At 72.4% G+C, this 14,950-nt stretch carries 15 protein-coding genes; 9 read left to right on the top strand and 6 right to left on the bottom strand.

What is annotated here, in order from left to right; translation table 11 throughout:
- The first annotated feature begins 51 nt into the window (after window positions 1-51).
- Window positions 52-1,461, top strand: coding sequence for an amino acid permease (locus tag ACIBI5_RS42565; protein WP_397255693.1), 1,410 nt, complete (start codon window positions 52-54; stop codon window positions 1,459-1,461).
- Window positions 1,462-1,474: 13 nt separating this feature from the next.
- Here ACIBI5_RS42565 and ACIBI5_RS42570 read toward each other — a convergent pair whose 3' ends face one another.
- The 3 genes from ACIBI5_RS42570 to ACIBI5_RS42580 form a co-directional block, all read right to left on the bottom strand.
- The gene (locus ACIBI5_RS42570; RefSeq protein WP_397255695.1) at window positions 1,475-1,765 is read right to left on the bottom strand and encodes a DUF1330 domain-containing protein; all 291 of its coding nucleotides are present in this window, start codon (window positions 1,763-1,765) and stop codon (window positions 1,475-1,477) included.
- Window positions 1,766-1,961: 196 nt separating this feature from the next.
- Window positions 1,962-2,648 (bottom strand): hypothetical protein, encoded by a 687-nt coding sequence (locus ACIBI5_RS42575; RefSeq protein ID WP_397255697.1) that lies wholly within the window; start codon window positions 2,646-2,648, stop codon window positions 1,962-1,964.
- Window positions 2,649-2,788: 140 nt separating this feature from the next.
- A complete protein-coding gene (locus tag ACIBI5_RS42580; protein WP_397255698.1) occupies window positions 2,789-3,898 on the bottom strand; it encodes an MFS transporter in 1,110 nt (369 codons plus the stop codon).
- A 126-nt stretch (window positions 3,899-4,024) separates the two neighbouring features.
- On the opposite strand from ACIBI5_RS42580, the gene ACIBI5_RS42585 reads away from it, so the two are divergent.
- The gene (locus ACIBI5_RS42585) at window positions 4,025-4,474 is read left to right on the top strand and encodes an iron chaperone (RefSeq protein ID WP_397255700.1); all 450 of its coding nucleotides are present in this window, start codon (window positions 4,025-4,027) and stop codon (window positions 4,472-4,474) included.
- Window positions 4,475-4,606: 132 nt separating this feature from the next.
- On the opposite strand, the gene ACIBI5_RS42590 is transcribed toward ACIBI5_RS42585, so the two are convergent.
- On the bottom strand, window positions 4,607-5,119 hold the full coding sequence (locus ACIBI5_RS42590) for a MarR family winged helix-turn-helix transcriptional regulator (RefSeq protein WP_397255702.1): 513 nt from the start codon (window positions 5,117-5,119) through the stop codon (window positions 4,607-4,609).
- 133 nt (window positions 5,120-5,252) lie between these two features.
- Between ACIBI5_RS42590 and ACIBI5_RS42595 the strand changes: the two genes are divergently transcribed.
- The 4 genes from ACIBI5_RS42595 (at window position 5,253) to ACIBI5_RS42610 (ending at window position 10,067) form a co-directional block, all read left to right on the top strand.
- Window positions 5,253-6,182: an NADP-dependent oxidoreductase gene (locus ACIBI5_RS42595; RefSeq protein WP_397255704.1), complete on the top strand. Its 930-nt coding sequence runs from the start codon at window positions 5,253-5,255 to the stop codon at window positions 6,180-6,182.
- Between the two features lie 391 nt (window positions 6,183-6,573).
- Window positions 6,574-8,034, top strand: coding sequence for an AAA family ATPase (locus ACIBI5_RS42600; protein ID WP_397255706.1), 1,461 nt, complete (start codon window positions 6,574-6,576; stop codon window positions 8,032-8,034).
- Complete coding sequence (locus ACIBI5_RS42605; protein WP_397255708.1) at window positions 8,015-9,415, top strand: LuxR C-terminal-related transcriptional regulator; 1,401 nt, start codon at window positions 8,015-8,017, stop codon at window positions 9,413-9,415. The genes ACIBI5_RS42600 and ACIBI5_RS42605 overlap by 20 nt, the downstream gene beginning before the upstream one ends.
- A 91-nt stretch (window positions 9,416-9,506) precedes the next feature.
- Entirely contained in the window at window positions 9,507-10,067 is a 561-nt protein-coding gene (locus ACIBI5_RS42610) for a dihydrofolate reductase family protein (RefSeq protein WP_397255710.1), read from the top strand.
- Here the strand turns inward: ACIBI5_RS42610 and ACIBI5_RS42615 are convergent.
- Window positions 10,060-10,824 (bottom strand): SDR family NAD(P)-dependent oxidoreductase, encoded by a 765-nt coding sequence (locus tag ACIBI5_RS42615; RefSeq protein ID WP_397255712.1) that lies wholly within the window; start codon window positions 10,822-10,824, stop codon window positions 10,060-10,062. The genes ACIBI5_RS42610 and ACIBI5_RS42615 overlap by 8 nt on opposite strands.
- An 11-nt stretch (window positions 10,825-10,835) precedes the next feature.
- Window positions 10,836-11,918 (bottom strand): alanine racemase, encoded by a 1,083-nt coding sequence (locus tag ACIBI5_RS42620; RefSeq protein WP_397255714.1) that lies wholly within the window; start codon window positions 11,916-11,918, stop codon window positions 10,836-10,838.
- Between the two features lie 184 nt (window positions 11,919-12,102).
- Here ACIBI5_RS42620 and ACIBI5_RS42625 point away from each other — a divergent pair, with 184 nt between their 5' ends.
- Genes ACIBI5_RS42625 through ACIBI5_RS42635 form a run of 3 tightly spaced genes read left to right on the top strand, consistent with a single transcriptional unit; the run spans window position 12,103 to window position 14,918 of the window.
- The gene (locus ACIBI5_RS42625; RefSeq protein WP_397255716.1) at window positions 12,103-12,924 is read left to right on the top strand and encodes a fumarylacetoacetate hydrolase family protein; all 822 of its coding nucleotides are present in this window, start codon (window positions 12,103-12,105) and stop codon (window positions 12,922-12,924) included.
- Window positions 12,921-13,856, top strand: coding sequence for a zinc-binding dehydrogenase (locus ACIBI5_RS42630; protein WP_397255718.1), 936 nt, complete (start codon window positions 12,921-12,923; stop codon window positions 13,854-13,856). The genes ACIBI5_RS42625 and ACIBI5_RS42630 overlap by 4 nt, the downstream gene beginning before the upstream one ends.
- 12 nt (window positions 13,857-13,868) lie before the next feature.
- Entirely contained in the window at window positions 13,869-14,918 is a 1,050-nt protein-coding gene (locus ACIBI5_RS42635; RefSeq protein WP_397255720.1) for an amidohydrolase family protein, read from the top strand.
- The last annotated feature ends 32 nt before the right edge of the window (window positions 14,919-14,950 follow it).

The raw sequence follows: 14,950 nt of genomic DNA on the forward strand, positions 1-14,950 counted from the left end.
TCTAGCCATCCCCCTCGCCGGTGACAGCGTCGTGACCAGGGAGGCGAGACGATGGCTTCGTTCGGAGGCGGCTCGGGAGTGTTCCGGCGCAAGCCGGTGGAGCAGATCGCCAGCGAGCACGAAGGGGAACTGACACGGGTGCTCGGCCTGTGGCAGCTCACCGCGATCGGCATCGGCGGCATCATCGGCGCGGGGATCTTCGCCCTCGCCGGCGCGGTCGCCAACCAGACCGCCGGGCCCGCCGTGCTCATCTCCTTCCTCATCGCCGGTGTGGCCAGCGCGGCCGCGGCGTTCTCCTACGCGGAGTTCGCCGGGCTCATCCCGAAAGCGGGCTCGGCCTATACCTACGGCTACGCCGTCCTGGGTGAGCTGGCGGGGTGGTTGATCGGCTGGGACCTGCTGCTGGAGTACACCGCCATCGTCGCGGTCGTGGGGATCGGCATCTCCGGCTACTTCGGGTTCCTGGTCGGCAACCTCGGCCTCGATCTGCCGGAATGGATGCTGGGCGCGCCCGGCACCGGGCCCGGCCGGGTCGTCGACCTGTTCGCGGTGGTGTTGTGCCTGCTCATCGCGTTCCTGCTGAACCTCGGCATCAAGGCGGCCGCACGGTTCGAGACCTTCGTCGTCGTGCTGAAGGTCGCCGTCGTGCTGATGGTGATCGTGGTCGGCTTCTTCTTCATCAACCCGGCCAACTACACCCCCTTCTTCCCGTTCGGCGTGACCGGCGCGATCACCGGCGCGGCGACCGTCTTCTTCGCCGTCTTCGGCTACGACGCGATGAGCACGGCCGCAGAGGAGTCCAAGGACGCCCAGCGCCACATGCCCAAGGCGATCATCTACTCGCTGGCCATCTCGATGGTGCTGTACGTCCTGGCCACGCTGGTCCTGACCGGCATGCAGAACTACCAGGACATCGACCCCGAGAGCGGGTTCTCCTCGGCCTTCGCCGCGGTCGGGCTGTCCAAGCTCGCGGGCGTCATCGCGGTCGGCGCGATCATCGGCATCCTCACCGTCATGTTCACCTTCATGCTCGGCGTCACCCGCGTGTGGTTCGCGATGAGCCGTGACGGGTTGCTGCCGCGCTGGTTCGCCAGGGTCCACCCGGTGCGCCGGGTGCCGAGCCGTATCACCTGGATCGTCGGCATCGTCTCGGCCCTCATCGCCGGGTTCCTGCCGATTCGCGAGGCGGCCGAGCTGACCAACATCGGCATCCTGCTGGCCTTCGTCGTGGTGTGCGTGGCCGTCATCGTCCTGCGGTACCGGCAGCCGGACCTGCCGCGTACCTTCCGGACGCCGGGCATGCCGGTGGTCCCGGCCATCGGCGTCATCTTCTCGGTGTGGCTGATCACCTTCCTGAGCCCGGCGACCTGGCTGCGCTTCGCGATCTGGTTCGCGATCGGCCTGGTCATCTACGCGGCCTACAGCTACCGCCACTCCGCGCTGAACCGCCCGCGGGAGTGACGGCGCCCCGGGTTCAGATGCCTTCGACGAGGATCACCTCGCCCTTCAGGTGGTCCGTGCGGAGGTGGAGGATCTCCTGGTAGGCGGCCGAGTCGTAGAAGGCGCGGGCGTGCCGCATGGACGGGAACTCCACCAGGATCACGTCGCCCGGCCAGTCGCCCTCCCGGACGTCGACCTCGCCGCCGCGCACGATGAACCGGCCGGAGAAGGGGTCGAGGGTGGACTGGACCCGGTCCTTGTACTCCAGTACCTCGGGGTGGATCTCGTCGGGCTTGCGCAGGTGAGCGAGCAGGTACGCGGTCATGTTTCCTCCGAAGTCAGATGGCGGCCGGGAACTCAGGCTCCGGCATGCACGGCGTCGTCGGTCTGGTTCCAGGTGGCGAGGTAGCGCTTGATGTCGCTCATGTGCTTTTCTCCTCAGAGTTCGTCTTGACCCCAACGCTAGACAAACGCCGGGCACGGCGAATCTGTCGTACTTAGGTACTTCGCCCAGTAATCTCCTAGCCGGTGCCGTGCTCGCGCAGTTCGCTCAGCCGTTCCCCGGCGAACGAGCGGATCTCCTCGTCCTCGGCCCCGGCCGCGTGCTCCAGGAGGCTCATGTCGTCCGGGCCGGACAGGCTGGTGGCGGCCGCCGCGGCGAACAGCCTGGTCACCGGGTCGCCCGCCGCCAGCCGGGTGATGATGCCGGAGACGTCGGGCTCCTCGTCCTCCTGCAGGACCAGCCACTCGATCAGGTCCCTGAACCGGCCGGGGGACAGGCACGACGCCCCCGCCTCGAGTTGCTCGACGGAGGACTCGGTCAGGAATTCGAGGACCTTCCAGCGGATGGCGCTCTCCGGGTCCTGGCTCAGGGCGATGACCTGGGCGATGACGGGCCCGTGGCGTTCGCCGGCGTTCTCCAGGACGACCGCGATCGCGTAGTAGCGGACGATGCGGTTCCGGTGGGAGAGCAGGGCCGGGATCTCGTCCATCATCGGGGCGGCGAGCTCCGCCAGCTCCGCCAGCAACCAGGCGCCCGTCCCGGCGACCGCCTCGTCGTCGCTGCGCAGAAGCCTGCCGAGGTTCTCGACCGGGTATCCCGCGTGCAGTTCGCCGAGCAGGTCGTTGGCCGCCGGGCCCACGATGTCGTCGTCGGCCGGATGCGTGCGGATCCGCTCGATCAGAGCGTCGCCTGTGCGCGTTTCCATCGCTCCCTTTCGTGCCGCCGCGGGTGGCGGCCTCACGCCCGTGCGCGGGTTCCTGCCTCCGAGGTGATCTCCCCTCCTGTCATGCCCAAGCACGATATCGCTACTTATTCTGATAATTGAGGGTTCCGTGTGCAGGGGATCTATCGCGCTGAGCGGAGGTACAGCGCGAGCGGCACGACGGCGGCCGAGGAGACGGCGATGGCCGACAGGGCGGCGGGCAGCCCGACGTGCTCGGCCAGGAAGCCGATCAACGGCGGCCCGCCGAGCATGCCCGCGTGGCCGATGCTGGAGGCCAGGCTCACGCCCGCCGGTCCGCCCAGCGCCCCCGCCTGGGCGATGGCCAGCGGGAAGACGTTGGCCAGCCCGCACCCCACCACCACGAACCCGGCGAACGCCACCGCCACCGAACCCGTCCACGACGCCGCCAGACTGCCGCACACCGCCAGCACGGCGCCGCTCACGAGCACGGTGCTCTGCCCGAACCGCGCCACCAGGCGGCTGCCCGCCAGCCGGGTGATCGCGATCGCCACCGAGTAGGCCGAGAAGCCGTACGCGGCCAGGTCGGCCTCGGCGCGCAGGTCGTCGCGCAGGTGCAGCACGCTCCAGTCGGCCACCGCGCCCTCGCCGAACGCCGCGCACACGGCCAGTACCCCGCACAGCGCCACGGCCAGGCGGAACGTTCGCGGCCCGCCCTTGGCGGGAGAGCTCGCGGCCGCGGGGACCGTCCCGCGCAGGAGCGGCCTGGCCAGGACGGCGGTGCCGAGCAGGATGAGGGCGGACACCAGCAGGAAGTGCTGCGAGGTGGTCAGCGAGCCCAGGAGGAGGCCGCCGAGCAGCGCCCCGGCCAGGCCGCCCGCGCTCCACAGCCCGTGCAGCACCGACATGACCGGCCGGCGGGTGGCCCGCTCGACCTCGACGGCCGCGCTGTTCAGGCCGATGTTGAGGGTGCCGTAGCACAGCCCGGTCACGGCGAGCGTCAGGCACAGCGCCACCATCGTGTCCGCGAGCGAGATCACCGGCAGGGCCAGGCTGAGCAGGGTGATGGCGGCGAGGATGACGCGGCGCGTGCCGTAGCGCAGGCAGAGCCGCCCGCTGACGGTCATGGCGAGGCCGGTGCCGATCGCCATGCACATGAGCGCCACGCCGAGACCGCCGGTGGAGACGCCGAGGTGGTCCTTGACCGAGGGGATGCGAACCACCCACGTGGCGAAAACAACGCCATCCAGGAGGAAGAACAGCGAGAGGGGCATAGCTGGCAAACTAACAGGACGGTATCCAGAAAGAAAAGGTATGCGGCCGCATCGTCTCCGCATAGCGGATGTATCAACCCGCCCAGGCACCTTTGTCTTACAGCGACAACGACGAAGGAGCACACGATGAGCCGCACCGCCACCACCGCGTACGAGGGGTTCACGGCCGAGGAGCGCGCCGCGATGAAGGACCACGCCAAGGAGCTGAAGACGACGGCCCGCCGCAGCGAGGCCGAGAAGGCCGCGGAGGCGGTGCGGGACGTGCTCGCCAAGATCGCCGAGATGAAGGACGCGGACCGCGTCCTGGCCGAGCGCGTCCACGCCATCGTCACCGCCAGTGCCCCGGCCCTCGCTCCGAAGCTCTGGTACGGCATGCCCGCCTACGCGCTCAACGGCAAGCTCGTCTGCCACTTCCAGGCCGCGGAGAAGTTCAAGGGACGCTACGCGACGCTCGGCTTCAGCGACCCGGCGAAGCTGGACGACGGCGCGATGTGGCCGGTCTCCTACGCCCTGATCGAGATCACCCCCGAGGTGGAGGCCCGCATTAGCGCGCTGGTGAAGCAGGCCGTGAGCTGACCCGCCCCTGGAGCCCGGTATGCGTCAGTCCCTCGATGAACTGGCGCCGGGCCGGGCTCGGCGCCGCGCTCGTCGAGCCGGATGTTCCACAAGCGCGACCGCGAACAACACGTTCCGCCCGGGGAAGCGGGTTCAGGCCCGGGCGCTCGGCGGGCGGCGTTTGCGGGGGGCGGCCGAGCGGGGCGGCAGCGAGCGCATGTGGTCGCGGACCCGGACCATGATGTCGCCGATCCGGCTCAGGTCCTCGTCGGCCAGAGGGTCGAACAGCATGCCGCGCACGACCTGGATGTGCCCCGGCATCACGCGTCCCAGAAGCGCGAGCCCGTCCTCGGTGATGGTGACCAGGGTGGTGCGCTCGTCGTCGGGGGAGGGGCCGCGGGTGATGAGACCGGTCTTCTCCAGCAGCCCGGCCTGGTAGGTGAGGCCGCTGCGGCTGTAGACGACGCCGTCGGCGAGTTCGGTCATGGTGAGCCGCCCCTGCGCGTTGGCGAGCCGGGCCAGGAGCTGGAACTGCACGTAGCTGAGGTCCCCCGCGGCCTGGAGCTGCTGCTCGACGTGGTGCTGAAGCAGGCTGACGGCCTCCATCAGCGCGAAGTAGGCCCCCAGCTGCCGGGGGTCGAGCCCCTGAACGCCGTCGTCGGTCATCCGTTCAGCCTATATGTTTCGAACTCAAAGCATTGTGACCGGCATCGCCTCCTCGCCGGGTATTGCTTCGAACTCAAAGCAAGCTACTGTCATCACACGCTTCAACTTCGAAGCAATTTCAGGAGGAGAGATCATGAAGGCAGTGCGCTACCACTCCTACGGCGACACCGGCGTCCTGGTTCACGAGGACACCGACCTCCCCGCGGCGGGACCCGGCCAGGTGGTGGTGAAGGTGGCCGCCACCTCGTTCAACCCGGTGGACGTCGCGATCCGCGCCGGCTACGTGCGGGAGGTGTTCCCGCTGACCTTCCCGCACATCCCGAACTTCGACCTGTCCGGCGTCATCACCGCGATCGGCGACGGGGTGGAGGGCTGGAGCGAAGGCGACGCGGTGGTCGCCTTCCTCCCGATGACCACCCCCGGGGCGGCGGCCGAGTACACCGTTGTCCCGGCCGGCATCCTGGCCGCCGCCCCGCGGAGCGTGGACCTCGCCGACGCCGCCGCCCTGCCCGCGGTGGGACTGACGGCCTGGCAGGCACTGTACGAGCACGCCGCCCTGCGGGCAGGCCGGCACATCCTGATCAACGGCGCCGGCGGCGCGGTGGGCGGCTACGCCACCCAGCTGGCCAAGCGGACCGGCGCCGTGGTGACCGCGACCGCCGGCCCGCGCAGCGCCGGCCGTATCCGCTCCTACGCGGCCGACCAGATCGTGAACCACACCGAGACCCCCGTCACGCGGGCGTTGGAGGGCCGCAGGTTCGACGTGGTGCTGAACCTCGTCCGGACGAGCCCGGAGGAGACCGCCGAGCTGACGAACCTGGTCGCCGACGACGGCGTCTTCGTCAGCACCACCACCGCCGCCGAGGACACCGGTCGCGGCGTGCGCGTCGCCCAGGTATTCGCCCGCAGCGACGCCGCCCAGCTCGCCGAGCTGGTCGCCCGCGTGGACGCGGGAACCCTGAAGATCGACGTGGCCGGCCGCCGGCCGCTGGCCGATCTGGCCGCCGTCCACGAGGAGGCCGTCACCGGACGCCTGGCCGGCAAGACGATCCTCATCCCCTGAGCACCGGCCCTTTGGGGTCGCCTCCGGGGGCGTCGCGGTAGCGGAACTCGGGCGAGACGGGCGGGTCGCCGCGGTACAGGAACTGGCGGCCCGAGCGGCGCGCCGGCCGCGGCGAGGACCGCGACCGGGACACCCGCCACGACCAGGTACGCGGTCAGCGTGAGCATGAGGTCGAGCGACGCCTTCGCGTCCTTGAGCGCGTCGGCGAGGATCCGCCGCACGCCGGGATGGCGCGGATGCCGGGCGGCCGGCAGTTCGAGCAGCCCATCGCCTCGAACGACTCCCTGTCGTACGGCCGCAGCCGCATCTCCTCCAGGACGACCAGCGCCCGCTCACGCCTGCCTACGCCCTTCTCCACGGGGAAAAGCGGTGCTCACCCTAGACTTCCCCCATGATGGTGGGACGTTCCGCCGAACGCTCCCGGCTGGTCCGCCTCGTCGCCGACGCCAAGGCCGGCCGGAGCCGGTCGCTGGTCGTGCGCGGCGAGGCGGGCATCGGCAAAACCGCTCTGCTGGAGTACGCGGCGGGCGTCGCCGGCGGCATGCGGGTCCTGCGGGTGGCCGGGATCGAGTCCGAGGCCGAGATCCCGTTCGCGGCGCTGCAGCTGATGCTGGCCCGCGACGCCGCGCGCTTCGACACGCTGCCCGCGCCGCACGCGCAGGCGCTGCGGGCGGCGTTCGGGACGGGACCGGCTTCCGGCGACCGGCTCATGGTCGGCGCCGCCACGCTGACACTGCTGTCGGAGCTGGCCGGTGAAAGGCCGCTGTTGTGCCTGTTCGACGACGTGCAGTGGTTCGACCGGTCCTCCGTGGACGCGCTGCTGTTCGCGGTCCGGCGGCTCCACACCGACCCGGTGGGAGCGGTCTTCGCGGTGCGCGACGGCGAGCGGCCCTTCCCCGCCTCGGGCATCGACGACGTCAGGCTGCCGCGGCTCGGCGCGCGCGAGTCCGCCGAACTGCTGGCCACGGTCGGCCCGCTGCCGCAGCCGGTCGCCGACCGGGTGCTCGTGGAGTCGGGCGGCAACCCGCTGGCGATCGTGGAGCTGGCCAGGTCCGGCACCGGCGCTCTCCCGTCACCCGTCGCGCCCCTGGCCGCCGTCGGCCGGCTGGAAGAGCACTACCGCCTGCGACTGCGCACGCTGCCCTCGCGCACACGGCAGGCTCTGCTGCTCGTGGCCGCCGACCACGGGTGCGAGCTGTGGTCGTACCTGGCCGCGGCCGAGCGGCTCGGGCTGCGCGCCGGCGACCTGGAGCCCGCCGAGCACGCGGGGCTCGTGCGGGTGACCGCCGACGCCGTGGAGTTCCGGCATCCGCTGATCCGGGCCGCGGCGTACCAGGAGGCGCCGCTCGCGTGGCGGCTCGCCGCGCACCGGGCGCTCGCCGACGTCCTGTCCGATCCGCGCGACGCCGACCGGCGTGCCTGGCACGCCGCGACCGCTGCGGGCGGGATCGACGACGGGGTGGCCGACGAGCTGGAACGGGCCGCGGAACGTGCCCTCGCCCGGGGCGCGCCCGCGGCGGCGTCCCGGGCGCTGGAACGGGCGGTGCGGCTGAGCGGCGACGCCGCCGTCCAGGCCCGCCGCCTGGTCGCGGCGGCACGCGCGGCCTACGACGCCGGCCTGCTGGACCACGCGGACACCTTGGCCGCAGCGGTCACCGCGATGACCGGCCCCGCCCCTGCGGACACCGAAGCCGACGGACCACCCGCCCCGGCGGGCGCCGAAGCGGGCGGACGACCCGCCGACGGGGGGCGCGACAGCCGGAAAGGCCGTCGAAGGCACGGCGACGGCCGCGGGTGCGGGTGCGGTCGAGAATGGGGCGACGGTCGCGGGCGTGGCGTGGATTCAGGCTGAGGCGGCGTGGATCCGGGCGCAGGTCGCCTACGAGCGGGAATCGCCCGCGCGGGCCTGCGCACTCGCCCTCGACGCCGCCGTCCCCGTCCTCGCCGCCGATCCGGCCCGCGCGATCTCCGTGCTGACCGAGGCGGTGTGGTGCGCCCGCGACGCCGCGGACGAAGGGCTCCTCGCCCGATGCGGCGAGCGACTGGGCCGGGTGCGCGGCGGACCGCCCGAGGTCGCCCGCGCGCTGGGCGGTTTCGTCGCCCTGCTGAGCGGCCGGACCGAGGAGGCGGTGCCGCCGATGCGCGACCTGCTCCTCGCGGCCCGCGACGGCGCCATGGACGCCACCCTCGAAGGGCTCACGGCCGGCTTCCTGGGCGTCCTGATCGGCGCCGACGACCTCGCCCTGACGGTGCTCGACCGGCAGGTCGCCACCATGCGCGCCCAGGGCGCCGTGGGCTGGCTGCCGTACGTCCAGGAGCCGCTCGCGCTCGCCCAGCTCGTCACCGGCGGGTTCCGCGACGCGGAGGCGAACGTCGCCGAGGCCGTCTCCCTGGCCGCCGAACTGGGCCAGGACTTCCAGGTGATCGTGCTCACCGCGATCTCGTCCTGGCTCGCCGCCGTCCGCGGCGAGGTGAACACCGCCAGGCAGCAGGCCGAGCTGGTGCTCAAACACGCCGGCCGCCATGGCATGGCCGCGGCCCAGGCCCGATGGGGACTGGCGCTGATCGACCTCATGGCCGGCGACCCCGACGCCGCCCTCGACCGGCTCGACGAGGTCTGCGCGGGCCCGCCCGGCAGGGACGTGACCGTCCGCGCCATCGCCGACCACGTCGAGGCCGGGGTACGCGCCGGCGACCAGGACCGGGCCCGCCACCACCTGCCGCAGTTGGAGAGCTGGGCCGGGCACACCGCCAGCCCCGCGGCCGGAGCGCTCCTGCTGCGCTGCGCCGCCCTCCTCGACGAGAGCCGCGAGGCGGGGCAGCGCTTCGAGGCGTCGCTGGCCGTCGACGGCTGCGGCCCCTACGACCGTGCCCGGACCCAGCTGGCCTACGGCGAATGGCTGCGCCGCCACCGCCGCCCCACCTCGGCGCGGACCCTGCTGTCGCGGGCGCTGGCGACGTTCGACCAGATCGGCGCGCACGGCTGGCAGGCCCGCGTGCGGACCGAGCTCGTCGCGCTCGGCGGCCCCGTCCCGCCCCCCGAGACCGCGGCCGCCGAACAGCTCACCGCGCAGGAGCTGCAGGTCGTCCGGCGCGCCGCTCTCGGCCTCAGCAACCGCGAGATCGCCGCCCAGCTGTTCCTCAGCCCGCGCACCGTGGGCCACCACCTGTACAAGGCCTACCCGAAGCTCGGCGTCAGCAGGCGAGCGGAGCTGGGCCGGCTCGACCTGTAGGCAGGCCGCCGGTTCAGCGCCAGTAGTTCGACCGATGCGGCCGGCCGCCCCCGGCTCCTAGCGTGCCTGGGTAACCGTCGAAAGGCCGGCCATGGGAAAGCTCATCGCGCACAACATGATCACCGTCAACGGCGTGTTCGACTCGCCCGCCCCCGACACCTGGCTGGAGGCGGACAACGACAGCGGTGACGCCTCCCTCGAACAACTCCTGCTGGCCGACGCGCTGGTGCTCGGCCGCAAGACCTACGAGGACCTGGCCGCCGTCTGGCCCCACCTCGGCGGCGACCCCGCGCTCGGCCGCTACGCCAAGCGCATCAACGGCATGCCCAAGTACGTCGCCTCCCGGACCCGGCCCGGCCCGCTGGAGTGGAACGCCACCCTGATCAAGGGCGAGCTCGACGAGGTCGTGCCCGAGCTGAAGGACACCCACGGCGGCAACCTGGTCGTCTCCGGCTGCGGCGAGCTCGCGCACACGCTGGCCAGGCGCGGGTTCGTCGACGAGTTCTGGTTCTGGGTCAACCCCTGCCTCTGGGCGGCGGGCCCGCGCGTCTTCGACGGCGTCGGCCCGATCCGGCTTCGGCTGGTGGCCGCGACGCCGTACCGGTCGGGCGTGCTGTGGCTGCGCTACCGTCCGGCGGGCCCGCTCACATGATCGCCAGCTGGCCGCCGTCGATGACGAGCTCGGTGCCGTGGACGAAGGCGGCGTCGTCGGAGGCCAGGAACGCGTACGCGGCGGCGACCTCCTCGGCCAGCCCCGCCCGGCCGAGCGGGATGTGGTCGCGGGCGTAGGCGGAGACGAAGTCGCCGGCCAGGCCGGAGGAGATGGCGGAGTTCAGCGGCGTCTGGATGTAGCCGGGGCACAGCGCGTTGACCCGGATGCCGTGTTTGCCGAGCTCGACCGCCATCGTCCTGGTCAGCAGGAGCACGCCGCCCTTGGAGGCGTTGTAGTGGGCGTAGTCGGCCTCGCCGCCCAGGCCGTTGGTGGAGGACATGTTCAGGATCACTCCGCCGGAACCGCGCTCCACCAGGTGCTGGGCGACTGCCTGGGCGACCAGGAACATGCCGCGCAGGTTCACCGAGATGATCCGGTCCCAGTGCCCCGGGGTGATCTCCAGGAACGGCTCGCGCCAGGCCGTACCGGCGTTGTTGACCAGGACGTCGATCCCGCCCAGCGCCGCGACGGCGCCGTCGACCAGGCGGGCCACGTCGGCCTCCGCGCTGACGTCGCCGGCCAGCCCGCTCACCTCGCCGAGCGCCGCGAGCCCGGTCACCGCCGCGTCCACCTCTGCCTCGTCGAGGCCGCCGAGCACGACCCTGGCGCCCTCTTCGAGAAACCTGCGGGCGGTGGCGGCGCCGATGCCGCTGCTGCCTCCGCTGATCAGCACCCGCTTGCCGGCCAGGCCGCGCATGCTGCCTCCTTTCAGCGCACGGCCCCGCGGGCGGCGACGCGCAGTTCGGTGATGACTTCCCCGTCCTCGACGCCGTAGGCGATGTCGAAGAGGTTGACGACAGAGCAAGCATGGCTGGGAATCAGCCCCATCCGCGAGCCGACGGGCAGCTCACCGTGGTGGCCGGGCTCCAGACGGGCCACGCCGTGCTCCTCGTTCAAGAACTCCATCCCCAGGTACGGCAGGCCCACGGCGCGGATCCAGCCCGGCGTGCCGTACCCGTCGGAGGTGAGGCACTTGGTGCCCGCGTCGCACACGACCCGCTCGGGCATCGGCCGGCCGATCACCGTGGTCAGGATCCTGGCCGCGGTGTTCTCCTCGGAGGCGACGCCGAGGCGCATCATGGCGGTGTCGTTGAAGATGTAGGTGCCCGGCCGGATCTCGGTCACGCCGGCGACTCCGGCCACGTGGCGGGCGGTGGGGGTCGAGCCGACGCTGATCTCGCGCAGCGCGATGCCGTCGCGGGCGCACATCTCGGCGGTCGCCACCAGGTCCTCGCCTTCGCGGCGGGCGGTCTCGGCGAGCTCGGCCGGGGTGCGGCAGTGGTAGGCGTGCCCGGCGAGGGTGAGCAGGCCGGCGACCTCCACGCCGGGGACGGCGGCGATCTCGGCGACCAGGTCGGCGGTGGCCCGGCCCGGTGGCCGGCCCAGCCGGTGCTGGCCGGTGTCGACCTCGACCAGCACCTCCACCGGCGGCCCGCCGAGGCGGCCGAGCTCGGTGGCGACCTCGGGGGAGTCGAGGCTGACGCGCACCCTGGCGCGCTCGCGCAGCGCGGCGAGGCGGCGCAGCTTGGGCCGGCCCCAGATCGGAAACGCGAGCAGGATGTCGTCGATGCCGGCCTGTGCCATCACCTCGGCCTCGCCGAGCTTCGCGCAGGTGATGCCGCTCGCCCCGGCCTCGAGCTGCATCCTGGCCAGCTCGGGCATCTTGTGGGTCTTGACGTGCGGCCGGAGTCGGACGCCGTTTGCGGCGGCCACCTTCGCCATCTCGTTCACGTTGGCCCTGACCACGTCGAGGTCGATGACCAGGGCAGGGGTGTCGATTTCTGGATACATCTATGGATCACGCCCTCTCGGGTCTCTGCCCGTCGAACGTAACACAGCCATTCCGTCAGAAGCATTAGCATTCCGCCATACAGAATGCTGGACAGTTCCAGAGAACTCTTGACAGGTGCCCCCGCCACTGCTGTCCTTTTCGCGTAGCCGGAATGGCATTCTGCATCATGGAATGGGAGCTCGCATGAGAGTCGGCACGGTCCGGGTCGGACAGACCCGCATGGCCGCGGAGGAACGCGACGGACGTTGGTACGCCCTCGACGTGCCCCCGGGCACCCCGCTGGAGGCCGTGCTGGCCCGCGGGCTCGGCTCGGTGCGCACCGCCGGGCCGCTCGACGCCGCGGTGCCCGTCCGGCCCCTGCGGCCGGGCAAGATCGTGGCGATCGGACTCAACTACCTCGACCACATCCGCGAGACCGGGATGGACAAGCCGCAGCGGCCGCTGATGTTCGCCAAGTTCCCCTCCAGCGTGATCGGGCCGGGCGAGCCCATCGTCATCGACACCGGGCTGACCGAGCGCGTGGACTGGGAGGTCGAGCTGGCCGCGGTCATCGGCACGCCGCTCAGGAACGTGAGCGGGGACGAGGCGCTGGCGGGCGTGGCCGGTTACACCGTGGCCAACGACGTCTCCGCACGTGACCTGCAGTTCGCCGACGGCCAGTGGACCCGCGGCAAGAGCCTGGACACCTTCTGCCCGCTCGGCCCGGTCGTCGTGACGCCCGACGAGCTCGGCGACCCCCAGGCGCTGAAGCTGTGGACCCGCGTCAACGGCGAGACCGTCCAGGACTCCAGCACCGCCGAGATGCTCTTCGGGGTGGCCGAACTGCTCGCCTTCTGCTCGCGCGCCTTCACCCTCGAACCCGGTGACGTCGTGCTGACCGGCACCCCCTGGGGCTGCGGCGAGTTCATGGACCCGCGGCGCTCCCTGCGCCCCGGCGACACCGTCGAGACGGGCGTCGAGGGCATCGGCGTCCTGGTCAACCCCGTCACGGAGGGCACCCGATGAGGGCCCTGGTGTTCACCGGACCCGGCGCCATGGAGGTCCGCGACGTGCCGGAACCCGAGGTCGGCCCCGGTGACGAACTGGTGCACGTGGTGACCTCCGGCATCTGCGGCAGCGAGCTGCACGGGGTCAGGACGCCCGGCTTCCGGGTGCCGCCGCTGGTGATGGGGCACGAGTTCGCCGGCCGTACCGGCGACGGCAGGTGGGTCGTGGTGAACCCGATCCTGTCGTGCGGCGCCTGCGACCTGTGCGCGCTCGGGCTGCGCAACGTGTGCAGGGAGCGGCAGATCGTCGGGGTGCACCGGCCCGGCGGCTTCGCCGAGCGGGTCGCGGTGCCCTCGGGCACGCTGACCGACCTGCCGGAGGGGCTCGGCTGGACGGCCGCCGCGATCGTGGAGCCCGCGGCCAACGCGGTGCACGCCTGGTCGCTGGCCGGCGCGCCCGCCGGCGCCCGCGTGGGCGTCATCGGGGCCGGCGCCATCGGCCTGGCCTGCCTGCTGGTCGCCGGCTCCGGCGGCGCGGCGCGGATCGAGGTCGCCGACCGCTCGGGGCACCGCCGCGAGATCGCCCGCCGGCTCGGCGCCGGCGCGGCCGTGCCGGAGCTGGCCGGAGAGTACGACGTGATCTTCGACGCGGTGGGCGCCGCCGCCACCCACGAGCAGTCGCTGGCCCGGCTGCGTCCCGGCGGCACCGCCGTCTGGCTGGGCCTGGCCGACCCGACCGCCGGATTCGACGCCGCCGCGCTGGTACGCGGGGAGAAGCAGGTGGTCGGCTCCTTCGCCTACCGTGACGCCGACTTCGCCGCCGCCGTCGGCCTGGTCGCCGGCTGGGACCTCGGCTGGGTGGCCACCTACCCGATCGGCGAGGGCGCGGAGATCTTCACCACGCTGATGAACGGGCGCACCACCCCCGTCAAAGCCCTGCTGACCTTCTGAATCGAGGCGTCCATGTCCGTGCGCACACCTCTGTCCGAGTACCGCCCGATCTCGCAGCTCAGGGTCCCCGTTCACCACGTGGAGCGGGCCCGGCTGCCGGTCGTGGACGCCCACACCCACCTCGGCCGCTGGCTCAGCGAGGACGGCGACTGGATGGTCAAGGACGTGCCCGCGCTGCTGGCCGAGATGGACACGCTCAACGTGCGCGCCATGGTCAACCTCGACGGCCGCTGGGGCCGGGAGCTGGCCGCCAACCTCGAACGCTACGACGCCGCCCACCCCGGCAGGTTCGCCACCTTCTGCCACGTCGACTGGTCGCAGGCCGCCGAGCCCGGCTTCGGGGAGCGCCTGGCCGCGCAGCTGCGCGCCTCGGTCGCGGAGGGCGCCGCGGGACTGAAGGTCTGGAAGGACGTCGGCCTGCGCGTGCGCGACCACCGCGGCGAGCTGGTCATGCTCGACGACGTACGGCTCGGCCCGCTGTGGGCCGCGGCCGGGGAGCTGGGCATCCCGATCGCCCTGCACACCGCCGACCCGGTGGCGTTCTTCGAGCCGGTCGACGAGCGCAACGAACGGCTCGAACAGCTCGCCGCCCACCCCGGCTGGGTGTTCTCCGGCCCGGAGTTCCCGCCGTTCGAGCGGCTGATCGAGGCCATGGAGACCATGATCGGCACGCACCCGGCCACCACCGTGATCGGCGTGCACGCCGGATGCTGGCCGGAGAACCTGGCCTGGGTCGGCGGGATGCTCGACGAGCACCCCAACTTCCACATCGACATCGCCGCGCGCCTGGCCGAGCTGGGCCGGGCGCCGCGGGCCGCGCGCGAGCTGATCATGCGCCACCCGGGCCGCGTGCTGTTCGGCACCGACGACCTCCCGCCGGACCCGGAGACCTACCGGATCCACTTCCGCTTCCTGGAGACCGCCGACGAGGCGTTCGCCCACTCCACCGAGGACCCGCCGCTGATGGGCCGATGGACCATCAGCGGGCTCGACCTGCCCGGCGACGTGCTGGGCAAGGTCTACGCCGGCAACGTCCGCGCGCTCGTGCCGAGGCTGGCGTGAACGGGCGGCCCCGCCCCCGGCGGGACCGCCCG

Origin of the sequence: Nonomuraea sp. NPDC050540 (genome assembly GCF_044457485.1) — a bacterium.
Lineage (GTDB): Bacteria > Actinomycetota > Actinomycetes > Streptosporangiales > Streptosporangiaceae > Nonomuraea.